The organism is Saccharibacter sp. 17.LH.SD, assembly GCF_009834805.1.
Classification (GTDB): domain Bacteria; phylum Pseudomonadota; class Alphaproteobacteria; order Acetobacterales; family Acetobacteraceae; genus Saccharibacter.
Genome location: NZ_WVHO01000009.1, coordinates 396,107 through 419,725, shown reverse-complemented (window position 1 = coordinate 419,725; position 23,619 = coordinate 396,107). Strand labels below are relative to the sequence as shown.

21 protein-coding genes are annotated in these 23,619 nt (G+C 48.1%); 12 read left to right on the top strand and 9 right to left on the bottom strand.

Translation table 11 applies throughout. The features are described 5' to 3' along the window. Positions 1–13: 13 nt before the first annotated feature. Together GS501_RS03295 and GS501_RS03290 are read left to right on the top strand one after the other, a co-directional pair. Positions 14–895 (top strand): NAD(P)-dependent oxidoreductase, encoded by an 882-nt coding sequence (locus GS501_RS03295; protein ID WP_160830424.1) that lies wholly within the window; start codon positions 14–16, stop codon positions 893–895. A gap of 79 nt (positions 896–974) precedes the next feature. Continuing rightward, positions 975–1,583 (top strand): superoxide dismutase, encoded by a 609-nt coding sequence (locus tag GS501_RS03290; protein ID WP_160830423.1) that lies wholly within the window; start codon positions 975–977, stop codon positions 1,581–1,583. A 79-nt stretch (positions 1,584–1,662) separates the two neighbouring features. Here the strand turns inward: GS501_RS03290 and yajC are convergent, their stop codons facing one another. Beyond that, positions 1,663–2,007 carry a preprotein translocase subunit YajC gene (yajC, locus tag GS501_RS03285; protein WP_160830681.1) on the bottom strand — a complete coding sequence of 115 codons (345 nt, stop codon included), beginning with the start codon at positions 2,005–2,007 and terminating at the stop codon, positions 1,663–1,665. 86 nt (positions 2,008–2,093) lie between these two features. Here yajC and GS501_RS03280 point away from each other — a divergent pair, with 86 nt between their 5' ends. After that, complete coding sequence (locus GS501_RS03280) at positions 2,094–2,963, top strand: ATP-binding protein (RefSeq protein WP_160830422.1); 870 nt, start codon at positions 2,094–2,096, stop codon at positions 2,961–2,963. On the opposite strand, the gene GS501_RS03275 is transcribed toward GS501_RS03280, so the two are convergent. Beyond that, positions 2,960–5,392: a TonB-dependent receptor plug domain-containing protein gene (locus GS501_RS03275; RefSeq protein ID WP_160830421.1), complete on the bottom strand. Its 2,433-nt coding sequence runs from the start codon at positions 5,390–5,392 to the stop codon at positions 2,960–2,962. The two genes, GS501_RS03280 and GS501_RS03275, sit on opposite strands and share 4 nt — an antisense overlap. A 227-nt stretch (positions 5,393–5,619) precedes the next feature. Between GS501_RS03275 and GS501_RS03270 the strand changes: the two genes are divergently transcribed. Further along, positions 5,620–6,045, top strand: coding sequence for a (deoxy)nucleoside triphosphate pyrophosphohydrolase (locus GS501_RS03270; protein ID WP_160830420.1), 426 nt, complete (start codon positions 5,620–5,622; stop codon positions 6,043–6,045). Between the two features lie 46 nt (positions 6,046–6,091). Here the strand turns inward: GS501_RS03270 and GS501_RS03265 are convergent, their stop codons facing one another. Further along, positions 6,092–6,976: an SMP-30/gluconolactonase/LRE family protein gene (locus tag GS501_RS03265; protein ID WP_160830419.1), complete on the bottom strand. Its 885-nt coding sequence runs from the start codon at positions 6,974–6,976 to the stop codon at positions 6,092–6,094. Between the two features lie 95 nt (positions 6,977–7,071). On the opposite strand from GS501_RS03265, the gene GS501_RS03260 reads away from it, so the two are divergent. Next, positions 7,072–7,839, top strand: a complete 768-nt coding sequence (locus GS501_RS03260; RefSeq protein ID WP_160830418.1) for a molybdopterin-binding protein — start codon at positions 7,072–7,074, stop codon at positions 7,837–7,839. A gap of 24 nt (positions 7,840–7,863) precedes the next feature. On the opposite strand, the gene GS501_RS03255 is transcribed toward GS501_RS03260, so the two are convergent. From GS501_RS03255 to GS501_RS03245, 3 genes are all read right to left on the bottom strand, one after another. Further along, positions 7,864–8,829, bottom strand: coding sequence for an acetyl-CoA carboxylase carboxyltransferase subunit alpha (locus GS501_RS03255; protein WP_160830417.1), 966 nt, complete (start codon positions 8,827–8,829; stop codon positions 7,864–7,866). Positions 8,830–8,953: 124 nt separating this feature from the next. Next, positions 8,954–9,808 (bottom strand): tyrosine recombinase, encoded by an 855-nt coding sequence (locus GS501_RS03250; protein ID WP_160830680.1) that lies wholly within the window; start codon positions 9,806–9,808, stop codon positions 8,954–8,956. 65 nt (positions 9,809–9,873) lie between these two features. Further along, entirely contained in the window at positions 9,874–10,068 is a 195-nt protein-coding gene (locus tag GS501_RS03245; RefSeq protein WP_160830416.1) for a hypothetical protein, read from the bottom strand. Between the two features lie 128 nt (positions 10,069–10,196). Here GS501_RS03245 and aroB point away from each other — a divergent pair, with 128 nt between their 5' ends. The 6 genes from aroB to GS501_RS03215 all read left to right on the top strand — a co-directional run bounded on the left by aroB (position 10,197) and on the right by GS501_RS03215 (position 18,384). Continuing rightward, positions 10,197–11,858: a 3-dehydroquinate synthase gene (gene aroB, locus GS501_RS03240; protein WP_160830415.1), complete on the top strand. Its 1,662-nt coding sequence runs from the start codon at positions 10,197–10,199 to the stop codon at positions 11,856–11,858. A gap of 246 nt (positions 11,859–12,104) precedes the next feature. Further along, complete coding sequence (locus tag GS501_RS03235) at positions 12,105–13,232, top strand: OmpA family protein (protein WP_160830414.1); 1,128 nt, start codon at positions 12,105–12,107, stop codon at positions 13,230–13,232. Positions 13,233–13,364: 132 nt separating this feature from the next. After that, a complete protein-coding gene (locus GS501_RS03230) occupies positions 13,365–13,826 on the top strand; it encodes a GtrA family protein (protein WP_160830413.1) in 462 nt (153 codons plus the stop codon). 157 nt (positions 13,827–13,983) lie between these two features. Further along, a complete protein-coding gene (gene alaS / locus GS501_RS03225) occupies positions 13,984–16,623 on the top strand; it encodes an alanine--tRNA ligase (protein ID WP_160830412.1) in 2,640 nt (879 codons plus the stop codon). 174 nt (positions 16,624–16,797) lie between these two features. Continuing rightward, the gene (locus GS501_RS03220; RefSeq protein WP_160830411.1) at positions 16,798–17,481 is read left to right on the top strand and encodes a carbonic anhydrase; all 684 of its coding nucleotides are present in this window, start codon (positions 16,798–16,800) and stop codon (positions 17,479–17,481) included. 66 nt (positions 17,482–17,547) lie between these two features. After that, a complete protein-coding gene (locus GS501_RS03215; RefSeq protein ID WP_237442375.1) occupies positions 17,548–18,384 on the top strand; it encodes an endonuclease/exonuclease/phosphatase family protein in 837 nt (278 codons plus the stop codon). 68 nt (positions 18,385–18,452) lie between these two features. On the opposite strand, the gene GS501_RS03210 is transcribed toward GS501_RS03215, so the two are convergent. Next, complete coding sequence (locus tag GS501_RS03210) at positions 18,453–20,003, bottom strand: peptide chain release factor 3 (RefSeq protein WP_160830410.1); 1,551 nt, start codon at positions 20,001–20,003, stop codon at positions 18,453–18,455. Positions 20,004–20,094: 91 nt separating this feature from the next. Further along, a complete protein-coding gene (gene rpsD, locus GS501_RS03205) occupies positions 20,095–20,712 on the bottom strand; it encodes a 30S ribosomal protein S4 (protein WP_160830409.1) in 618 nt (205 codons plus the stop codon). Between the two features lie 319 nt (positions 20,713–21,031). Between rpsD and GS501_RS03200 the strand changes: the two genes are divergently transcribed. Next, positions 21,032–22,231, top strand: coding sequence for an MFS transporter (locus tag GS501_RS03200; RefSeq protein ID WP_160830408.1), 1,200 nt, complete (start codon positions 21,032–21,034; stop codon positions 22,229–22,231). Here the strand turns inward: GS501_RS03200 and GS501_RS03195 are convergent. Continuing rightward, a complete protein-coding gene (locus GS501_RS03195) occupies positions 22,208–23,617 on the bottom strand; it encodes an MATE family efflux transporter (RefSeq protein WP_160830407.1) in 1,410 nt (469 codons plus the stop codon). The genes GS501_RS03200 and GS501_RS03195 overlap by 24 nt on opposite strands. Positions 23,618–23,619 lie beyond the last annotated feature (2 nt).

Below are 23,619 nucleotides of genomic sequence, written 5' to 3'. Positions count from 1 at the left end.
AGGAGAAAAATTTATGTCAGATAAAAAAATTGGCTTCATTGGCTACGGCGCCATGGCTGTTCATATGGGGACGAACCTCCAAAAAGCGGGTTACGATGTGGTCGCCTTTACGCCATCAGGAAAAGCCGCGGGGAAACCCTCAAACGTACCAATGCTTCCTTCTCCGCGCGCGGTTGCTGAGCAAGTGGATATTATCATCCTCTGTGTACCCGATGATCACGCTGAAAATAAAACCCTAGAAGGAGATAATGGCCTGCTCGCAGGGCTTCGTAAAGGGCAGCTTATTCTCGATACCTCCACGGTCTCTCCCCTTCAAGCCGATTATCTTGCACGCCTCGCTCAAGAACGCGGCGTCCAAATTATGGATGCTCCTATGTCTGGCAGCACCCCAGAAGCGGAACGTGGTGAACTCATTATGTTGGTCGGTGGTGATGAGGCCACCTTTAAACGGGCTCAACCAATTCTTGATATCATCGGGCGTCTGAGCATTCACACAGGTGCCTCCGGTTCCGCTTCTCGCCTCAAACTGGTTGTCAACGGCGTTATGGGAGCAACCCTGAACGTCATTGCAGAAGGCGTCGCATACGGTCTATCCGAAGGGCTTGATCGCGATACACTGCTTGCAGCCTTGCAAGAAGTTGCCGTTGTAAGCCCTCACCATAAACGCAAGCTACAAATGGCACGCAACAAAAGCTATCCCTCTACTTTCCCGACACGTCTTATGAATAAAGATATGGGGCTTCTGCTTGATGCAGGACGTCGTACCGGCGTCGCCATGCCAGCCATGGCAGTCGCTGCTCAAAACCTCGCACGCTCAAACCGCCATCACCGTGATGAGGACTACGCTGCTTTGATCAATCAGATGGAAGAAGATGTTGCAAATACAACATCTTAAAAAAACGTATGCTTGACGTAGCCAGGATGGCTGCCTAGCTAGTTAATGTCACCCCCTCTTTTGACGAGGAATATATAAAATGGCTTTCGAACTTCCAACACTTCCTTACGCTGTTAATGCTCTGGCTGATGCCGGCATGTGCCAGGAGACGCTTGAGCTCCATCACGGCAAACATCACCAGGCCTATGTTACAGCTCTCAATGGCTTTGTAGAAAACAAACCAGAGCTCGCCGGGAAGACGCTGGAAGAGATTATTGGAATCACTCATAGCGATCCTTCTTTGGCACCTGTATTTAACAATGCCGGCCAACATTGGAATCATACACTTTTCTGGAAAAACCTTTCTCCAAAAGGGGGGCGTATTCCTGGCGCTCTTGAAAAGAAGATCGTTGAAGATTTTGGTTCTGTTGATGCCTTCAAAGGCGCTTTCAAACAGGCCGCCACGACACAGTTTGGTTCGGGTTGGGCCTGGCTCGTACTCAGCTCAGATGGCAAGTTAAAAGTTGCTAAAACGGCCAATGGCTCCAACCCATTAGCTCAAGATCAGGGCCGTGCTCTCCTTGGTTTGGATGTTTGGGAACATGCTTATTATCTAGACTTCCGCAACCGTCGCCCTGACTATATCACCAACTATCTGGACCGCCTGGCGAATTACGAATTTGCTGAGTCTGTCCTCAAATCCGCCTAAGACCTAATCGCCTTAGAAACAAAAAACCCCTTACCCATTCTTACAGGGTAAGGGGTTTTTTGTAGGGCATTCTTAAAGCTTATTGATCATTAGCTGGTTTTTCACGTGGAAGAACGGTCGTAATGGTGCTTCGAATGACCTTTACGCGGACACCTGACGCGATCTCTACATCAATTTCTGAGCTATCTTCACGTGTAGCTTGAACAACTCCAACGATACCTCCAGCTGTGATAATCTTATCACCACGACGCAAAGCGCCTTGTTGTTCACGAAGCTCCTTCTGGCGTTTTTGCTGAGGACGAATCAACAAAAAATAGAATACCAAAAAAATTAGGACAATCGGTCCATACTGCATAAGGGTAGCAGCATTAAATCCGCCACCGGCATCAGCAGCGTAAGCAGTTGAGAAAAAAAGATTGTGCATAGGCTCTTCTAGTTCCATCTTGGATAGTGATGAGCCGACCATATCGTGCAGGTTTTTCCCGTCAAGCACTCTCCTCAAGGAAGAGCATGTCTATCTCAAATATTCTCCCCGTTTTAAACCGTATCGCCGACAGTCTTGAACGCATCGCCCCTCCTGCCATTGATGCGACCCTTCTGGATGATGATTCAATCGATGCTTTTTTGTGGCAAGGTACACAAAAAAACCTTCTACCCATTCGCACGATACAGGCTGTTCCGCTCTCTCTTCTCAAAGGCATTCAACATCAAGCTCAAAAGGTAATGGCGAATACACGCTATTTTGCCCAAGGGCATGCAGCCAATAACGTTATGTTGTGGGGAGCTCGTGGGATGGGAAAATCATCCCTCGTTAAAGCTGCCATTCTGGAAGTAAATAAAGAGCAACGCGCCCACCATAAAACGCCTCTTGCTCTTATCGAAGTTCCCCGCGATGACCTCCGCAGTCTGCCGCACCTGCTCTCCCTTTTACGACAAACAAAACGCCGTGCTGTCTTATTTTGTGACGATCTCTCTTTTGAAACCCAAGATAGCGACTATAAATCACTCAAATCTGTTTTAGATGGCGGAATTGCCGGCCGTCCTGACAATGTCGTGGTATATGCAACCTCTAATCGCCGTCACCTAATGCCCCGTCATATCATAGAAAATGAGGCAGGCGACGCCATCAATCCAGGGGAAGCCATTGAGGAAAAAGTATCGCTCTCTGATCGTTTTGGTCTCTGGATTGGCCTTTATGGCGCCTCTCAAGATGATTATCTCACCATTATTCAAGGGTATGCCGACGCTTATCAGCTCCCTATCGCGCACGAGGAACTCCGTCGACGCGCTCTGCAATGGGCTATAACGCGCGGTAGCCGCTCAGGCCGAGTGGCGATGCAATTCATCACCACTCTTAAGGCCGAACTTAATGCGACTTAAAAAGATGTACTAATCGTTCCGAAGAACTCACGCACAGCCCCGCGTTCCATTGATTGGTAATCACCACTCGCGGGGTTATCATTCTCACCCATAGTCGAAATATACTTGTTGTTAAACAAGTTATAGACGTTAAAGCTGCATGTCACATCATGCATACCGGCGAGCCTTTTAAACCGATAGGTTATCCCTGTATTAGCGACCCAATAGCTCCCTACAGACGTATCATTCATATAGCTGAAATAACGCTTACCATAGTAGTTTGCGTCAAAATGGACTGTCGCCCCACGCCATGTATAAGCAATCGCCGTTTTATACATCCATGACGGATAATTGACGATCTTCTTACCTCTCAAAGCGTAGTAGCCCCCTTCAGTATTTACGTTACGGCTATAAGTTCCCTTATTATAGCTCACGCTATTCGTAATACTTAGTCCAGGAAGAGGCGTTATCGTAATAAGGCCATTTGCCCCTGTAAGAGAAATACGCCCAAAATCAATAACCTGTGAAATAGGATTGGTTAATGTCCCGACTGTTGCCGATGACAACTGATGCAAGATGGTAGAATGATACACCGTTGCATTGAGCTGGACCCATGGGGACGTGTAACGATACCCTCCCATATAGGTCCATGCACGCGATGGTTTGGTTTCATGCTTCTGGCGTAGAAATGTCGCTTGATCCTGTACAGAATAAAGCGAATTCGCGACACCATAAGCCGAAACTTCATAGGCACGCATATTTTCGGCGACATCAATATAGAATTCGTGTTGACGGTTAATACGCCAATCAAGATCAAAATGCGGGAGGAAAGCACGTGTTGCCCTTAGGCGCCCATTAGGCAACTCACTCGCCCCCGTCCATGCCGCATCATTCGCATTCGCTCCACCAGACGTTTGGGCCGTCATCGTACGGAAACCTGCATTCAATGTCAGACCGCGTGCTAATGTGACAGTATCTTGAATGTGCGCTTGCAGAACATTTGTACGCCATTCAAAATTATAACCCTGCATGAAAGGCTGTCCATAAACCGTATATGGACCAATTGCTTTCAATGGAGCCCCCTGCCCTAAGGCAGGCTCACGGTAATTATACACTCCCGCCTGTTGATTATCATTTTCATACCAAATTCCACCCTCGATGTGATGGCGACCAATATGGTAACGCAGACTTGTATCTATACCGTAACGCTCCTGACGGTTCTGCCAAACCTCTTCCGAGAGCGGGACTTCACTCGAGGTCGGGTCATCATAATCCGTATAGCTGTAATACCCTGTCTGGCTGTGGCCATAAATTGTTGTATGCCACGTCAAACGGTCGGTAAGGGCAAAATCGAGATTAAGCCCTCCCATATAATTGATTTCCCGTTGCCCGCCATCATACAGAGCCGTCTGACAACTCGAAATCCCTGGAACCCCACTATATCCTGGCACCACTGGATTAGGATTAGTCTGGCATTGCTGAGCGATATGATACGCTTTCTCATAATCTGGATAGAGATGAGGTACACGCCAACCAAGATTCTTGATTATCCCGACAGAAAGATCAGGATAATTCCATTGTTGTAAATCTGACCAATTAAAAAATGCTGAGATCTTGCTGCGCTCACCAAGAGGTTGAACGAGCTTTGCGTCTACTTGTTGGAGGAATTGGCTGCCGCCACCTTCCCACATCCCAGCATCTGTTCGAGCATAAGAGGTATAAAACTTTGTGCCACTTTGATTAAGCTTTCCTGAATCAAAACGCACATATGTACGATAGGAATTATAGCTACCAAAACCCTGGCTGACTTTAGCGCCCATTTTATTTTCTGGATCAGCTGACTGGAAGCGAATTGTTCCTCCCAACGTATTCGTTGAAGGGACATCAACGCCACCCCCGCCCTGCGATACAGTAATTCCATCAATATCATCAGGAATAATAGCAGACGCTACACTAAAACCATCAACCGACTGATACGTTTGATCGTTGAGCGGTACCCCATCAACCGTTACGCCTAACTGATTCATAAAGAACCCGCGCATATACAAGCTTGCACCAAAACTATCGATCCCCATTGGATCCGTTGAGGCAAAGCTTACACCTGGCATGCGGTCCAAAGCACGATAAGGACTGGTCCCGGGCACATATTGCTGCATAACAGACTTCGGCACACTCAGCTCTGGCCCTCGGCTGACATGACGTGCAACATGAACAGACAATGTCTCAGATTGGTGAGACGAAAGCGACGTCCTATGCCGATGCGTAGATGAACGCCCCAGAGAAGCATCCCTCTTCTCTTTCGTCTTTTCAGACAATGAAGAAGCAGATTGCTTCACACGCGATGTATGATGGGCCTTCACCCAAGAAGATGTCTGGGCATAAGCACACCCCGTCCATGCAAACAGCGCAACGGAGGAAAGAAGAAAATGTCGGCGCAACGCGTCAAGCACCCCCCTAGTCTTAAATATTTAAATCTCGCATGGCGCGACAGATTATGACGTTTGAGACTGTCTACTGTCTTGCGCTACAACTGTGCACGCCAGTCCTACCGAGTTAATCGGCCTTTGGCCAAGGGAAAACCCTTAGTTCTTCATTTTCCATTCTTATCTGTGGCATAAAGAGCGCATTCCTTTATGTGTTATCCCCAAGAACACACATTTCATTCTCGGAATCTCGTATGCCTACTCCATTCCGCTCCCGCACACTCCTCGTTTCGGCTGGCGTTCTCGTCTCTAAAGAAAATGGAGCCGTCCTCCTGGCACAACGCCCTGAAGGGAAACCTCTTGCAGGCTATTGGGAGTTCCCCGGCGGGAAAGTTGAGCCAACAGAATCACCAGAAGCCGCACTCATACGCGAGCTCAATGAGGAAATTGGCATTACAGTATCGCCAAATAATCTAGAGCCATTTACTTTTGTTAGCGAAGACTGCTCAACATTCCACTTACTCATGCCAATTTATATTATTCGCCACTGGGAAGGAGAACCCGTTGGACGTGAAAAGCAGACACTACGCTGGGCACCGCTTGACACATTGCACAGCTATTCGATGCCCAAGCCTGACCTTCCTCTTATCCCCAAATTACAGCAATATCTTAAGGGTTAATCATTCTTTCAGAATGAGAAGAAGATTCTTCTTCTCATTCGTTCCATTACTTCAAACGAAAGCTGTGCTGCTCCTGGCCGGGAATATCCGTCCTAAAAGCAAAAACCCCTCCTGCTTGAGGTTCTTTCGTTAATTCGTCCTCCGAAAGTCCCTTTCGCGCCGTTGTTACAAAAACCGTACGCAAATCTTCACCACCAAAAGCGACTTTCGTAACATTTGAAACCGGCAATGGAATAGGTTCCATTTCCGTTCCATCAGGACGGAAACGCGTTACTTGCGCGCCACCCCATGTCCCACACCAAATGTTCCCCTGACTATCAACAGTGACACCATCTGGATAACCTTTCGTAAAGGTTACGAAGACACGTTTATTTGTCAAACTTCCTTTGTCATCGACATCAAACACATAAACTCGCTGATGTGGGCTGTCACATGCATAAAGCAATTTTCCACACGGCGATAAAGCTGGACCATTGGAGACCGTATATCCACTATCCCAATGAGAAACCTCTAACTCCCCGCCATGTTGCTCTACACGATACAGAGAACCACTATCGCGCGTCTCTCCATCATCCATGGTACCAAACCAAATACGTCCCTGTCGATCGACGCATCCATCATTCAAACGATTGCCTTCATCTTCCGGCTCTACCGTGCATGCATGGGCACAATATCCCGTTTTTGGGTCAAACCTATGGAGCCCATCAGCCAGCCCAGCAAGAAACGTTCCATCTGCAACAGGGAGGAGAAAGCCAGCACGATTGGGCATTTCCCAACTCTTAAGCTCCCCCGTCCCAAGCGTATAACGATGCACAGATCTATTTAAAATATCGACAAAATAAAAAGAGTTCTCTCCAGCAATCCATACTGGACCTTCCCCTAATAAGGCACGAAAATCTGAAAGGCATGTCGGTTTGTGGTAGTCAAACATGATATCGTCCACCCTATAATCAATGAGCACTTCCGTGCATCTGTCGAAGAGCTTACACTGCTCATTCCATTTTCAGGAGATGTCGGAGCTCTCTTATGTCCCCCAAAGCAGCGTGTTTCGTTGTCATTGGCAACGAAATTCTTTCAGGCCGCACCCAAGAAACTAATACGCAAGTTCTCGCTCACGCCCTGAATAACCAAGGAATTCGTCTCGCTGAAGTAAGAATAATTCCTGACCAACGAGAAATTATCATCACAACGGTTAGCGAATGTCGCGCACGGTTTGATTTTGTCTTTACCAGCGGTGGAATCGGACCAACGCACGATGACATTACAACCTCCTGCATTGCCGAAGCCTTTGGTGTCGGCCTCGTATGTCATGAAGAGAGTTTTCAAAAATTGAAAGCTCTTTTTAAACCAGATGCTTTTAATGAAACGCGACAACGGATGGCTTGGCTACCAGAAGGAGCCTCTCCAATCGAGAATAGCGTTTCAACGGCTCCTGGCTTTTCTCTTGGCAATGTACACGTTATGGCTGGGGTTCCACGTATTTTCGCTGCAATGGTTCAATGGCTTGTCCCTCAGCTAAGCTCAGGCTCTCCCCTTATATCGCGCACATGGTATGCGGAGAATCTGTATGAAGGCGAGATTGCTCAAGGTCTTACACTTCTACAAAGCGAATTCCCTACTATCGACCTCGGGTCATACCCTTTTGAACGCCAGGGAAGGCACGGCGTCGCCCTCGTTGCAAAAGGGTATGACGCCACACAAGTAGAAAATGCCGGCAATGCGTTACAAAAACTTATCGCCGGCACCGACCTTCTCCCAATTGAAGGAGAACCCGCTCTATCAGAAAAAACGTGAAGCTTAGAAGCTGACGCGTTCCCTCTAGGAACGCGTCATGGCAAGGAAGCGCTCCCTCCGTTTTGCTTTTAAGGCTTCGCCTGAAAGCTTCAGTAAAACAGACAATTCAGCCGCGACAACCTCTGCAACACTCGCAATGGCTTGTGCTGGCAAGCGTTGTGCTCCGCCAACAGGCTCTGCAATAATTTGGTCAATTAATCCCAACCGCTTGAGATCTTGCGCTGTGAGCTTCAGAGCTTCAGCCGCGGTCGGCGCTAATTTCGGATCACGCCAAAGAATCGATGCTGCCGCTTCTGGCGAAATCACTGAATAGATAGAATGCTCAAGCATCAATACACGGTCAGCTGCAGCCAGCGCGATCGCCCCGCCCGAACCACCTTCTCCGATGATTGTCGCAATAACGGGTACATTCACGCTTAAGCACACGTCAATAGAACGTGCGATAGCCTCAGCCTGACCACGTGCTTCAGCATCAATCCCAGGCCATGCCCCTGCCGTATCAACAAAACTTAAAATGGGCAGACCAAAGCGCTCAGCCAGCTTCATAAGACGTTGTGCCTTACGATAACCCTCTGGGCGTGCCATACCAAAATTATGCTTGATTCGGCTTTCCGTATCGGCACCGCGTTCGTTGCCTAATACAACAACAGGCTGCCCCCGGAAGCGTGCAAGACCACCAATCAAAGCCTGGTCATCACCAAACACGCGGTCTCCCGCCAACGGTGTAAACTCCGTTGTGATCGCCTGAATGTAATCAAGCGCATGGGGCCGCTGCTCATGCCGCGCCACTTGTACTTTCTGTAGCGGGGTTAATTTACTGTATAGGACACGCAGCTGCTTATCGGCTTTTTCAGAAAGTCGCACGACATCATCATCGATATCTACTCCATGATGAACCGTATCATCTTCCCGAAAACTCACCTGACGAAGTTCGTCAATCTTGGTTTCAAGCTCGGCAACTGATTTTTCAAAATCTAGAAACTGGCGCATGGGGCCACTGAATAACATGAGTCCGCTGGAGGCAACAGTCCTTAAATGACCTTCATGGCGTGCACGGACTCCATCCCCCGCAATCCACTATGCGCCAATTGCGTTCCGAGATATTCTTTCTTCTTTATGCGTCGCTTAGGGGATGATGCTGCCGCACAATATCCTTCAAACGCTCACCCATGACCTGAGTATAGATTTGGGTCGTCGCAATATCGACATGCCCCAGAAGCATCTGAAGAGCGCGTAAATCTGCACCACGATTCAAAAGATGTGTCGCGAATGAATGACGCAACACATGGGGCGTCACACGACTCGGATCAAAACCCACCTTTAAAGCACAAGCCTGCAGAATCTTATCAAACCCCTGCCGCGTTAAAGGACGCTGTGGTTTCCGACCTGGGAAAAGCCATGGACTATCCAAAATGGCATCATAATTTACGAGAGCTGTTGCGGCTTCTCTTGCCCCCAGAGAAAACGGTACAAGCCTCTCTCTGCCACCCTTACCCCGCACCAGCAACATGCCTTCCTGCCGTTGCACACATGATGCAGGCAACATGAGAAGCTCTGAGATTCGCAACCCCGTTGTATATAAAAGCTCCAAAGCAGCACGCGCTACGAGATCACGCCGAGGATCATCATGACCTCGTGTTCCTTCCTCTAGTAAGAGCGTTACCTCTGCTTCACTCAAAGGATGCGGCAAACCAGCACGATAACCCGGCATCGGCTGATCAACCGTTGGATCATCCTGTCGAATATTTTCTTGGATAAGAAAACGGAAAAACTGCCTAAGCGCAGAGAGACGACGCGCCTGGGAACGCACAGCAAGCCCTTCACGGCCTTTTTCAACAAAATATGACTGTACGTCCATTGCGCTGACATTAGCCAGATTCCGCGGCCCCAACCAATTTACAAAATCTTCTAAATCAGCTCGATAGGCCAGACGCGTACGCAGTGCCGCTGCACGTTCAGAAGCCAACATTTCTTGAAAGGCATCAATAAGTCCCGTTCCTATAACAAGACGTTCTCTTATTGCGGCCACCTATCTTAATGCCCTGTTCCTGGCACATCTGGTAATGTCACACCGGCGTTGGCTGCCTCTCCACCTCCTACTGGCGTTATGACATGATGCACCATCGTGACAGTCGGAGGTTGTGCTTGCCCCAAATACGTTACAGCCCCTCCTAAAACAACAACCAACATCACTCCGGCAACTGCCAGTAAACGTATAGAACGCGACATAAATACTTTCATCCCTTTACGACTCTGTCTCTTCGAAAGAGCTATAACTATTCCTCTACAAAATAGAAGCAGATTTCCTTCAAAAACGCCCTATGATAAGGCCTTTCTCCCATGATAGAAAAGAACCTATGTCAGCTCTTTCTAAAGAATCACCTCCGCCCCGCATAATCATTTTGATTGGTTTAATGGGCGCCGGGAAAACGACACTCGGCCGCCTTCTCGCACAACGTTACGGTATTCCTTTCATTGATACAGACGTTGAAGTCGAAAAAGCCGCAGGCGCGAGTGTTGCTGACATATTCTCTCAACATGGGGAAGCGTTTTTCCGTGAAGGAGAGTACCGCGTTATCAATCGATTGCTGAATACAGGACCGTGCGTTTTAGCCACAGGCGGTGGCGCTTGGATGAATGAAAAAACGCGTCAAGCCATTCGTAACACACCGTCAACATGTACTGTTTGGCTCCATGTGCCTGTGGACGTTATCCTCAAACGTCTCCACCATAGCCGTAACACACGGCCATTATTGCAACACCAAGACCCAAGAGACACCCTCACGCGTCTCGCCCACCAGCGCTACCCTCTATACGCTCAAGCTAATATCACTGTTCATTTCGGAGAAGAATCTATGGATCAAGGTGTACAAGCTATTCATGATGCCCTGCAAAATTTCATCCCTCCGCAGCGCGTTCACGTACACCTTTCCCATCATTCTTATGATATCCTCATAGGAAGCGCCCTTCTGGAACGCGCCGCTTCTCTTTTAGTTCCACATCTTAAATCTCGCCATGCCTTTATTATAACGGATGAGACCGTTGCACCTCTTCATTTAAAAACGTTAGAATCCGCAATATCGACGACAGATAGTCACTTAACCATTTTACGTATTCCCCCAGGTGAAGGCAGTAAATCACTACAACATTACTCCACCCTTATGGAAAAATTACTTACCTTAGGGATCGACCGTCACACAACAATCATTGCCTTAGGCGGTGGTGTTGTTGGTGATCTTGCTGGCTTCATCGCAGCAACTGCCTTACGCGGCTTGCCCTTTATCCAAATACCAACGACTCTTCTTGCACAAGTTGATAGTTCCGTTGGCGGGAAAACGGGAATTAACGCAACAGCAGGAAAGAATCTTATCGGTGCCTTCTGGCAACCGCATCTTGTTCTTGCAGATACAAACGTTTTAACAACCCTTCCTCGTCGACAGCTCGTCGCAGGCTACGCAGAAATTGTTAAATCTGGTCTTATTGCCGATCTCACACTTTTTGAATGGTGTGAACATCATGGACAAGCCGTCTTAGACGGAGATCATGAAAAGCTCGAAGAAGCTGTTCATAAAGCATGCGTCTTTAAAACACGCATTGTTACACAAGACGAACGCGAGCAAGCATCAAGTGGCGGCCGTGCCCTTTTAAATCTTGGCCATACCTTTGCACATGCTTTTGAAGCAGAATTCCACTATGACGGGCGCCTTCTACATGGTGAAGCCGTTTCAATTGGCCTCCACATGGCATTAGCTCTTTCTGTGCGTATGGGTTTTGCCCCCAAAAAAGATCTAATCCGTCTTGATAACCACCTTCACGCTCTCTCAATGCCATGCCATCCGTCAGATCTCCCGCACCCTCTGAAGGCGGATGATCTTATTGCACATATGATGCATGACAAGAAAGCCTATGACGGTCGTATCAAATTTGTCCTTCTTCACGGTATCGGAAAGGCCTTTACACACTCTGATATAAATATGACGGAAGTAAAAGCCCTCCTAAAAGAAGAAGGGTGTTTATAGTCAAAACAAAGGTAGAGGGAGCGCCACTACTTTCCCTTTACTAACCTTATTTTCGCCACATTGCGCACGGTGTGACTTTTTTGCAACCTGGTAGGTCCTTCAAGCATAAGTTTGATAATATCCCCTTCTACTTAATACAGTTTTACACTATTATCTTAGCCATGGGTTACATCGGGTATTTAAAACACTTTCAAATGTTTTTCTCGATGAGTTAACCCCATGCTTTTACAACAAGGACGAGTAAGAATGCGTATCCGTACAGCACTTCTCGCCATGACCTCGATGGTTGCTGCACCGTCGCTTGCCATGGCCAGCACGATCACCGGTCCATACGTTGACTTGGGCGCAGGTTACAACCTGGTTCAGAAACAGAAAGCCCATTACGAGTCCGGGGACCGTGGTAGAATTAAACACGGCCCAGGTTTCAATGGTTACCTGTCAACCGGTTGGGGCTTCGGTAATGGCCTTCGCGTAGAGATCGAAGGTACTTACAACCAAACCTATAACAGACGAATCAGTGGCGTAAACCCCAGCAACACGCGCCGCGCCTATGGTCGTGACCAGGGTTACGGTGGCTTCCTGAACGTTCTGTATGATATCGATCTGAACCAGTTCGGTATTAATTCTCCGGTTACACCATTCGTTGGTATCGGTGCTGGTTACCTCTGGCAGCAATATGGCTCCGGCAAGCACGGTATGGGGGTTCGCAACCGCCCATCTCTTGTTAACGAGTCTGCTATGAAGTCAACGGCCGGTGGTTTTGCTGCACAGGCTATTGTCGGTGCTGCTTACGACATCCCAGGCGTGCCTGGCCTTGCTCTGACCACTCAGTACCGCTTCATTGCCCAGACAGGCAGCAATTCTGGTGTGAATAAAGGGCATTACCACAACGAGATGGGCCAGAAGGTCGTGATGGGCACGCGTTATACGCACCAGTTCATCCTCGGACTGCGTTATGCCTTTAACAATGCACCACCACCACCACCACCAGCTCCACACGTTGTCGTACCACCTGCTCCAACAGCAGCACGTACCTACCTCGTGTTCTTTGACTGGGATAACGCTAACCTGACGGCACGTGCTCGCCAGATCGTTGCTCAAGCAGCTCAGGCTTCAACACACGTCCGGACGACACGCATCGAAGTTAACGGTTACACCGATAACTCTGCAGCACATCCCGGCCCACGTGGTGATCGTTACAACCTGGGTCTATCTGAGCGCCGTGCAAGCAGCGTAAAGGCTGAATTGGTTCGTGATGGTGTTCCTTCTAGCGCTATCAGCATCCATGGTTATGGTGATGCCAACCCATTGGTTGCTACAGCTAAGAACACTCGTGAGCCTCAGAACCGTCGTGTTGAGATCATCCTGAAGTAATTCAGTTTGAGATCTATGATACGAAGCAGGCTATTATAAAAGTAGGGGTACCAGTTGGTGCCCCTATTTTTTATGACCGATTTCATATAGCCTTCCTGCCGTTACGATCTTTTTGCACACGAAAGAATCCTGATGACTGTGCCTCCCTTCCGTACGCTCTTCACATTAGTTCAACAATTTTTTCAATTTGGTGTTGTCGGTGTCGTAGGGTTTACAATGGATTGGTGCAGCACGATGCTGTTATGCGGTGTTGTTACGTTAAAGATCGCAGCCCTTCTTGCTTACGGCATTGCAGCAAGTGGTACTTGGCTCCTCAATCGCCTATGGACCTTTCGTCGAGAAAATCAAACTTGCTATAATTCTGCAAAGCAATGGGGGCGCTTTCTCCTCGCTAACCTCCCTGGTTTTGTCCTGAATCGCGGTGCGGTATTTCTCGCTTTATCCCTCATCCCATTGACGCAAGAATGGCCCGTTATTGCTCTTCTATGCGGAACACTATGCGGAATGTTTGTTAACTTTACGCTCTGCCGTAAATTTGTTTTTTCATCTAAAACAACATCTCTTTCGCATACTAATACACCAAACAGTATTTAGATTTTATTTGATGATCTAAATGAGAATTATTTTGAATTAACGCATTCATAAAGAATACTCGAGCATCTTTGATGGCATCCCATTTTCAAGGACGTTACAATCCGCTACGATAGCAGGATTATGCCTGCTTTTATCCGGGACCAGATACCTTACAGCCATGACCAGTACCAACGACATCCGCTCCATTTTCCTCGATTATTTTGCCTCACACGGGCATCAAATTCGCCCCTCAGCCTCTCTGGTCCCGCAAAATGACCCGACGTTGCTATTCACAAATGCAGGGATGGTGCCTTTCAAAAATATTTTTACAGGGCAAGAAACGCCATCGCATAAACGTGCAACAACAGCTCAAAAAGTTGTTCGCGCAGGTGGAAAACATAACGATCTCGATAACGTCGGTTATACGGCGCGCCATCACACCTTTTTTGAAATGATGGGGAATTTCAGCTTTGGTGATTACTTTAAAGCTGAAGCTATTGAATTTGCGTGGAACCTCCTGACAAAAGGTTTCAAAATCCCTACAGAAAAACTACTTGTCACTGTTTATGCTGATGATGACGAGGCCGCGGCGCTCTGGCGTAAAATCGCAGGATTGCCCGACGAAAAAATTATTCGTATCGCTACCGCCGATAATTTTTGGCGCATGGGAGATACAGGTCCATGTGGTCCCTCTTCCGAAATTTTCTACGATCACGGTCCCTCTATCGCAGGAGGCCCTCCCGGTAGCCCGGATGAGGATGGAGACCGATTTGTCGAAATCTGGAATCTTGTTTTTATGCAATTTTTAGAAGAATCTGGCGGAAAGCGTAGCCTTTTGCCACATCCTTCTATTGATACTGGCATGGGGCTTGAGCGTTTTGCAGCCATTATGCAAGGAAAACAAGATAATTACGACACAGACACACTCCGTGCTCTCATCGAAGCTTCTGCCGAAACACTCCATCAAGATGCCGATGGCCGTTTTAAAACAAGCCATCGTGTTGTAGCGGATCATCTCCGTTCGACAGCTTTCCTGATCTCTGATGGTGTTCTTCCTTCACGCGAAGGACGGGGCTACGTTCTGCGGCGAATCATGCGCCGTGCGATGCGTCATCTCCACATTATGGGCGCTAAAGAACCTGTTTTTTATAAGCTCCTTCCCGCACTCATTCAGCAAATGGGCCACGCCTATCCTGAATTGAGTCGCCATCAATCACTCATCACCGAGACCATGCGTGGTGAGGAAGAACGTTTTGCAGCGCTGCTCACCCGTGGCCTTGCCTTGCTTGATGATGAAATGGAGCACCTCCCAAGCCAAGGAACACTCCCTGGGGATGTTGCATTTAAACTATATGATACATTCGGTTTCCCTCTCGATTTAACGCAGGACGTGCTACGTGAACGTGGCCACTTTGTTGACGTTTCTGGCTTTGAAGATGCCATGAAAGAACAACGTCAGCGTGCACGTGCGGCTTGGGTTGGGTCTGGTGATACCACCGTTGAGACTGTTTGGTTCGATGCACGTGACCGCTTCGGCGCTACAGAATTTTTTGGCTATGTCACTGAAGAAGCTGATGCCGAAGTTCAAGCTATTTTCAGAGGCAATGATGAGCTAGCCGAGGCGCCAAAAGGTCAAGACGTCACCATCATTCTCAATCAAACACCTTTTTACGGTGAAAGTGGCGGTCAGGTCGGTGATCATGGCACCTTAACGGCACCAGGGGTCGTTGTTAATATTACGGATACTCAGAAGAAAAATGGCGATCTTATTGTCCATTACGGCCATGTCGTTGAAGGTTCCTTAAAACCTGGGATGACTGTCCGAGCTTCTGTTAACCATCAACGTCGTAGCGCCGTACGAGCGCATCACTCTGCCACTCATTTGTTACACGAAGCTTTACGCCGTCAAATCGGTGAGCATGTTACGCAAAAAGGCAGTCTCAATGCGCCGGATCGCCTCCGCTTTGACATCAGTCAGCCTCGCCCTCTGACGCAGGAAGAGCTGACCTCGATTGAAGCTGAAGTAAATGCACGCATTCGTGAAAACAGTCCTGTTGAAACGCGCTTAATGTCTCCTGATCAAGCGCGTGCTGAAGGCGCTATGGCTCTTTTCGGTGAGAAATACGGTGATGAAGTGCGCGTTGTTTCCATGGGACGTGGTGATAACGAACGTTCGGCTTATTCTATTGAGCTTTGTGGTGGAACACACGTAGAGCGGCTCGGTGAGATTGGCCTATTTCGGATTGTTTCCGAAACAGGTGTATCTTCTGGCGTGCGACGCATTGAAGCTGTTTGTGGAAGCAGTGCAGAGCAGAATATCAACACCACTGAAACACTTCTCAATGAAGTGGCTGATCTTCTCAAAGTAACGCCTTCTGAAGCCCCTCACCGACTTGTGGCTCTTCTTGAGGAGCGTAAAGCCCTTAACGCGCAAATCTCCTCTCTCCAGCATAAACTCGCCACGGGATCGAATGCTGGTCATAATGAGACCATCAATGGGATTACCCTAACCGCTCGTCTGCTAGATGATGTAAACCCACGTGATCTTAAAGGGTTAGCTGACAGCTTGACACAGCAGATCGGCTCAGGGGTGGTTGCTCTTATCAGCGGAGCTAATGACCGCGGAAATATCGTGATTGCGGTCACCAAAGATCTGACCGATCGAATCAGCGCAGTGGATCTCGTTCGGGCTGCTTCTCCTATCATGGGAGGAAAAGGTGGTGGTGGTCGCCCCGATATGGCTCAAGCTGGTGGCGCACATACGGCAGAAAAAGAAGTCTTCGCGATGATTCGCGAACGGCTATCACAGCTCTCGTAAACTCTGGCCATTCACGATGGTGCGGAAGTCATAACGTCGCGAAGAGGCTTCCGCACACATTAACATTTATTTTAATGTGCCATTTTTTGTCCACAATACTGCACGAAGAAATAATACTGGTGTCGTATCTCATGGTTAGACACGCATGTTTCTCTTGACCAAAGGCTCACAAACATGTCCTTTCACCGCAATACACTCTTGGAGCTCCTAGAGGGTGTCCAAACTTTCGAAAAAGATGTTTACCCAGAAAATGTAAATCTTTTCGAAAGTCTCGCTTATGACCAAACCCCGCCAACACTGTTCATAACATGCGCTGATAGCCGTATCAGCCCAAGCATGATCACACAAACAGAGCCTGGCGAATTATTCCTTATTCGTAACGTTGGTAATATTGTCCCCGCCTATGGCGAAATGATCGGTGCTGTATCATCGGCTATCGAATATGCCGTTGGTGCCCTCAAAGTAAAAAATATTGTTGTTTGTGGCCATTCTAATTGCGGTGCTATGAACGCTCTTCTTGATTTGAATTCTCCTAAACTCGAAAAGATGCCAACTGTAAAACGCTGGCTTCGCAATTCTGAAGCTGCCTATGCCGCTATGCGTGGATTGAAAGCAGAAGATGCAGGACCTGCCGACATCAAGTCTTTGGCAGAATCAAACGTTCTGTTACAGCTCACACATCTACGCACACACCCTGTCGTCGCAGGAGCTTTAGCGCGTGGTGAACTCACCATTCAAGGATGGTATTATGACATCAAAAAAGGCGAGATCCTTGTCTTAGATGAACAAAGCCGTGCATCACGCCCTGTCAGTGATGTCATTGCAGAACTAAAAAAAACTGCCAAAAAAAATGCATAAGTTTGAATAGTGAATAATATTCAGCCTATGAGCCTCTTATATATCATTATGAGAGGCTTTATTTTTTTGATACTCTGTATCTCACCCCCCCTACATGCAGAACCTCACACATTTAAAATCACGACGTGGAATCTCGATTGGCTTACAACACACTCTCCTCGTGACGAAGCCCTGCCCCCCGATGTACCTCTTCGTACAGCCTATGACTTTTCACGCCTGCGCCATTACGCACAAAAACTGAATAGCGACATTATCGCTTTCCAAGAAGTTGATGACCAAGACGCCATCCAACGTCTCTTCGACCCAGAACAATATCGTATTTTTTTAACGGATGATCCTATCCCTCAGCATGTCGGGTTAGCCTTCCGGCGTGGCCTTAACGTGACACGCAACCCTGAACTTAAATCTCTTAATATCCTACACCCTGGAATGCATCATCCATTACGCAGTGGTCTTGATATTACATTTCATTTTAATGAGATATCATTAAGAATACTTGTTGTTCATTTGAAAACAGGCTGCTGGTCACGTCCTCTTAACGATCATAAACATTCTTGCCCAACCCTTTATCAACAGTTTCATATTATTGAGGAATGGATCTTAGATCGATTAGATGACGGCACTCCCTTTATGATACTTGGTGATTTTAACCGTCGTCTTACACTGCACGATCCGCTCATGACAAATATTATGCAGGACACTCCTCTCACCTTGGCAACGGCTGGCTACGCCAGCCCTTGCCAAGGCGGAGAAAAATTTATCGATCATATCCTTTTAGGTCATCAAGCGTCTTTTTGGCTTGTCCCTAATAGCCTGCGTGTCATGACCTACCGTGATGACCCCCCATACACAGCCACATTGTCTGACCATTGCCCTGTTTCTGTATTACTGAGATTTCCTTGAGAGCGTCTGGACACAACAATGAAAATGGAGAGATTTCTCAACAATAAAATCTCTCCATCTACTAAGAATTAAGAGGCTACCATCCCGATTTGTTTAATATCATGGAATTTTAATGCTTCATTCATTTCAGCGGCACGATTCATCATGAAGCCTGAACTTGCCAAGAATACCGGATCACCATCTAAGTCATCAGCCATTGCGGTACGATTGGTTGCAATAAATTTCTCTAATGCGGCTTTATCCCCTACAATCCAACGCGCCATTGTATAAGGTGAGCTTTCAAAACCGACAGGCACTTTATATTCAGCCTGCAGACGCGATTGCAAAACATCAAGCTGCAACGTTCCAACAACACCGACAATAGGTGGTGAACCATCATGCGGCTGGAAAAGCTGAACAACCCCCTCTTCTGCCAATTGCACCAAGGCCTGGCGAAGCTTCTTTGCTTTCATGGCATCATCTAAACGGACACGACGCAAAATCTCTGGAGCAAAATAAGGCACCCCTGTGAAACGAAGATCTTCACCTTCGGTCAACGTGTCACCAATCCGCAATGTCCCATGATTAGGTAACCCTACAACATCTCCCGCAAAAGCTTCCTCAACAAGCTGACGATCCTGCGCAAAAAAGAATTGCGGTGTATGCAGCGCAAATTGTTTACCGCTACGCACATGCTTAAGCCTCATTCCACGCATTAAACGACCCGAACAAACGCGTGCAAAAGCCATACGGTCCCGATGATTAGGGTCCATATTCGCCTGAATTTTGAACACAAGCGCTGTGACCCCCTCTTCTGTCGCTTTGACGGACCGGGTTTCTGTCGATTGGGTACGCGGTGGCGGGCCATACGCTACTAAGGCATCTAATAAATCCGTTACCCCAATTTCCTTCATCGCAGAACCAAAGAAAACAGGGGTTAAATGCCCCTCATCAAAAAATTCTTTTTCAAATGCAGGAAGCGCTACTTCAACCAGAGAACATTCTTCTTCAAGTGCGATTAAACGCTCATCCCCTTCTGGGAGTACTTCCTTCGTATGCAGCGTTTTGGTTCGTAAATCATACGTCCCCACAAAACTTGCAGCACGTCCCACAGGCCATGTTGCAGGAGACACATCCAGCGCCAACGTACTCGCAATCTCATCAAGAAGAGCGAAACAATCTTGCGCTTCACGATCCATTTTATTGATGAATGTCACGATTGGAATATCGCGCAATCGGCAAATCTCGAACAATTTACGTGTCCGTGCTTCAATGCCTTTTGCTGCGTCAATCACCATAACCGCACAATCAACAGCTGTTAACGTACGATAGGTATCTTCTGAAAAGTCCTCATGCCCCGGCGTATCAAGCAGGTTAAAAACACACCCGCCATAATTGAATGTCATCACCGATGTCACGACCGAGATCCCACGATCACGCTCAATGCCCATCCAATCTGATCGCGTTCGCCGGCGCTCTCCTTTAGCCCGAACATTCCCCGCCATCTGAATAGCACCACCCGCACGCAAAATACGCTCTGTCAGGGTCGTTTTACCCGCATCGGGGTGAGAGATAATGGCAAACGTACGACGACGAGTGACTTCTTGAGTAATATCACCAGAGTGAGGAAGATCAGACATGCAGGCCTACCTAAAAGCACAGCGCAAAACAAGAAACGCCGGACGGAAAAAACCGCCCGGCGCCCCGGCAGACAAAAGAAAACCGCTCTTATTATCGAGAATAGAACTCAATAACCAGATTTGGCTCCATCTGCACCGGATAAGGCACATCAGACAATAGCGGCGTACGGATGAAAGTACCCTTCATCTGGCGGTGATCGACTTCAATATAGTCTGGAACATCACGCTCAGCGCTCTGAACAGAATCCAGAACAACCGCTAACTGCTTGGACTTCTCGCGTACTTCAATCACGTCACCTTCTTTGACAAGGTAAGACGGAATGTTAACGCGCTGACCATTCACCGTTACATGACCATGGCTCACAAATTGGCGAGCGGCAAATGGCGTCATAGCAAATTTCAGGCGGTAGATAACCGCATCCAAACGACGCTCTAGCAAACCAATAAGATTCTCAGACGTATCGCCCTTACGACGCACAGCCTCATCATAATAACGACGGAACTGCTTCTCGCTAATGTTACCGTAGTAACCCTTCAGCTTCTGCTTCGCCATCAACTGAATAGAATAGTCAGAGGGCTTCTGACGACGACGCTGACCGTGCTGACCAGGGCCATACTCACGGCGTGTTACTGGAGACTTCGCACGCCCCCACAAGTTAACGCCTAAGCGGCGGTTAATTTTGTATTTGCTCTGAATACGTTTCGACATGGGTTTACCCGCATTTCTCGATCCGACCCACTCCTTGCTGCACAGTGAGTCTTTTGTTGCACCGGTAGGCTCCCTTTGAAAAATCAAAGAGAACGGGACCCCCTATAGACATTCTAGAAACATACACAGCACATGCCTAGATCTCATCAGGAACCCAACTTTCCCAGCAGTGCTTCCGCGGTTACACGCCTCCCCCTTTTCTGTCAACCATTCATCCTTTATGCACACATAGAAAAGAATAGGACCGGAGAAGTCCCCCTACCACATCGTTAAAGGTCTCTTGAGAGATTACCACTCGGACAATTTCGGATATATACGTATGAGCACCCCACCCATTGAAGTCGAACGCCTCCGCCCCCCTCATGGAATTAGGCCCGCTATTTTAGCCCTTATGTTGGGTACCTTCACAATTGGTACTGGCGAATTTGGGATGATGGGCTTGCTGCCTGCTTTTTCTCATTCACTCAACCTCCCGATTGCAAAAGCTAGCTCTGTCATTTCAGCTTATGCTCTTGGAGTTGTGATCGGCGCTCCTTTGATGGCCGTTATTGGTGCGAGGCTCCCGCGCCGCACCTTACTCCTATGGCTCCTCGCTATTTTCATTATAGGGAATATCGGCACGATTTTGTGTTCAACGCTCGGCCCCATTGAGATCATGCGTTTTATTACGGGGCTACCACACGGTGCTTATTTTGGGATCGCAGCTCTTACAGGAGCCTCCATGGTAGAACGGGCGCGCCGCGGACGCGCTATCGGGCAAGTTCTATCAGGTATTATGATCTCGACTGTTATTGGTTCCCCACTTTGCACATTCGCAACCCAATATCTCAGTTGGCAGGTTGTTTACGCAACACTCGCCGTGCTCGGGGTTATTTGTATTCTCGGCATTTACATCTTCGTCCCTGCCGATGAACCCAACAAAAATGTTCATATTCTCTCTGAACTAAACGCTGTTACACGTCCTCAAGTCCTTCTTACACTCCTCACTGGAGCTATTGGCTTTGGAGGACTCTTCGGCGTTTATACATTCTTGACCTCCGCGTTAGGAAGTGTAACGCATCTCAGTCACTGGTATATAACACTTTACCAAGTCATATGGGGCTGTGGCATGGTGGCTGGTAACGCTTTCGGCGGTGCCATGATTGACCGCAACCTTGATCGCACCACAATCTGGGGGCTAGTTGCGAGCACCGTCTTCATGCTCGGCTTCTGGATTTTTCTCCCCTCTGCAGGAGCGATGCTCTTTATTTGTTTTTTCCTGCCCGCCGCAACAATCATCCTGAGCCCGGCGATGCAATCTCGCCTTATTGATTACGCCGGAAATGCCCAAACGCTCGCCGCGTCACTCAATCACTCCGCTTTCAATGTGGCCAACGCTTTAGGAGCTTGGTTCGGCGCCATGCTGGTTGATGCCCATCTGGGCCTACCTGCTGTTGGCTGGGGAGGCGCTATTTTCTCTGTTAGTGGCTTAATTATTTATCTGATAACCATCGCACTAGCGCGACGTACTAGCGTTTAGAGGCTCGCCACAATAAAATAGACGATAAAGCCTTATCCCCAACGCACAGGCAGTCCCGCCTAAGCCTGAGGCTAGACCGATCCATAGGCCTTCCACACCATAATGACAGTGGAAGGCCAACCAACTTCCCAAACCAACCCCCAAAACCCCATAACTGCATACACCAATCAGCATGGGAGCCAAGACATCGCCGCAACCACGTAACGCCCCACCACACACTGTCTGAATACCGTCAACAATCTGGAAAATCCCAGCAATGCGCAGCAAAATGATCGTTGTCGCAAATGTTTCTGCATCGGGAGGAGCGCCCGTATAATAGAGGCGAGCAATGCTGCCAGGGACAAAAAACAACACCAACCCAGTCGCAAATGTCCACATCAGAACCAAGCTCAAAGCCGCCATGGCTGAACGCAGTGCTTGGTCTTTTTTCCCCGCACCAAACCAATAAGAAACGCGAACATTCGCTGCCTGTCCAATCGCCAAACAGACCATAAATAAAAGTGACGACGTATTGAGAGCAATTTGATGTGCCGCCAGACTATGTGTGCCAAGCCGTCCCGCTTGTAATGTTGCAATTTGAAACAATAGGAGCTCAGCTCCCGCTGACGCCATCATCGGCAAGCCAAGCTTTAACAACTCCTTCAACACAACCCACCGCACGCGAACAGGGCACATAACAGGTCGAATTACTGCGTGACATAAACATATCACAACCAAAGCTATCCCAATGATCCACCCTGTTAGAGTCGTCGCACGTGCTGAGCCAAATAATCCATAGGCTGGAAATCCTAACCACCCATGAATGAAGGTGGCATTCGTAAACCCATTCAACACGGCCATTACCGGCATCGTCCAGAGCAAAATCCGCTCATAGCCAAGCGACGGCAACGCAACACGACAAAGCCCAATCAGCACTAAGTCTGGGAATAACGACACCAGTAAAATATGAATAAATCGGTTACCCTGCCGAATAACTTCCGTAGGTTCACCAATAAGCGTAAAAAGATATCCTGCGCACAATAATATAATGAAACATGGGATAAAAACGATTACCGCTAAAACAAACCCCGCGCTTACAATACTACGCCCATCATGCTTTACATCACGGCCATGTTCTTGTGCCCCGCGGCCATGCGATAACATAACCCCCACACCACCTAGGATGGCCTGGAACATAATCATAATTGTAAAAAAGAAATTATTTACAATTCCGCCAACCGCTAATGCCTCAACCCCTAATCCACCCAAAAGAACCGTATCGGTTACACCCATTGCCATTTCAGAAAGCTGAGACAACGCTAGGGGCAACCCAACACGAATCAATGAGGATGCATGAGAGGAAAAGCTCGTCTGGGACGAAGATGATGGGGATGAGAATAGCGCCATGG

Coding starts and splice junctions, on each gene's coding strand:
- GS501_RS03245 (WP_160830416.1), bottom strand. CDS start 10,068: ATGTCGCGTTCTATACGTTTACTGGCAGTTGCCGGAGTGATGTTGGTT.
- alaS (WP_160830412.1), top strand. CDS start 13,984: ATGACCAGTACCAACGACATCCGCTCCATTTTCCTCGATTATTTTGCC.
- GS501_RS03290 (WP_160830423.1), top strand. CDS start 975: ATGGCTTTCGAACTTCCAACACTTCCTTACGCTGTTAATGCTCTGGCT.
- GS501_RS03195 (WP_160830407.1), bottom strand. CDS start 23,617: ATGGCGCTATTCTCATCCCCATCATCTTCGTCCCAGACGAGCTTTTCC.
- yajC (WP_160830681.1), bottom strand. CDS start 2,007: ATGCACAATCTTTTTTTCTCAACTGCTTACGCTGCTGATGCCGGTGGC.
- rpsD (WP_160830409.1), bottom strand. CDS start 20,712: ATGTCGAAACGTATTCAGAGCAAATACAAAATTAACCGCCGCTTAGGC.
- GS501_RS03250 (WP_160830680.1), bottom strand. CDS start 9,808: ATGTTGGCTTCTGAACGTGCAGCGGCACTGCGTACGCGTCTGGCCTAT.
- GS501_RS03270 (WP_160830420.1), top strand. CDS start 5,620: ATGCCTACTCCATTCCGCTCCCGCACACTCCTCGTTTCGGCTGGCGTT.
- aroB (WP_160830415.1), top strand. CDS start 10,197: ATGTCAGCTCTTTCTAAAGAATCACCTCCGCCCCGCATAATCATTTTG.
- GS501_RS03235 (WP_160830414.1), top strand. CDS start 12,105: ATGCGTATCCGTACAGCACTTCTCGCCATGACCTCGATGGTTGCTGCA.
- GS501_RS03200 (WP_160830408.1), top strand. CDS start 21,032: ATGAGCACCCCACCCATTGAAGTCGAACGCCTCCGCCCCCCTCATGGA.
- GS501_RS03280 (WP_160830422.1), top strand. CDS start 2,094: ATGTCTATCTCAAATATTCTCCCCGTTTTAAACCGTATCGCCGACAGT.
- GS501_RS03255 (WP_160830417.1), bottom strand. CDS start 8,829: ATGCGCCAGTTTCTAGATTTTGAAAAATCAGTTGCCGAGCTTGAAACC.
- GS501_RS03265 (WP_160830419.1), bottom strand. CDS start 6,976: ATGTTTGACTACCACAAACCGACATGCCTTTCAGATTTTCGTGCCTTA.
- GS501_RS03230 (WP_160830413.1), top strand. CDS start 13,365: ATGACTGTGCCTCCCTTCCGTACGCTCTTCACATTAGTTCAACAATTT.
- GS501_RS03295 (WP_160830424.1), top strand. CDS start 14: ATGTCAGATAAAAAAATTGGCTTCATTGGCTACGGCGCCATGGCTGTT.
- GS501_RS03210 (WP_160830410.1), bottom strand. CDS start 20,003: ATGTCTGATCTTCCTCACTCTGGTGATATTACTCAAGAAGTCACTCGT.
- GS501_RS03260 (WP_160830418.1), top strand. CDS start 7,072: ATGTCCCCCAAAGCAGCGTGTTTCGTTGTCATTGGCAACGAAATTCTT.
- GS501_RS03220 (WP_160830411.1), top strand. CDS start 16,798: ATGTCCTTTCACCGCAATACACTCTTGGAGCTCCTAGAGGGTGTCCAA.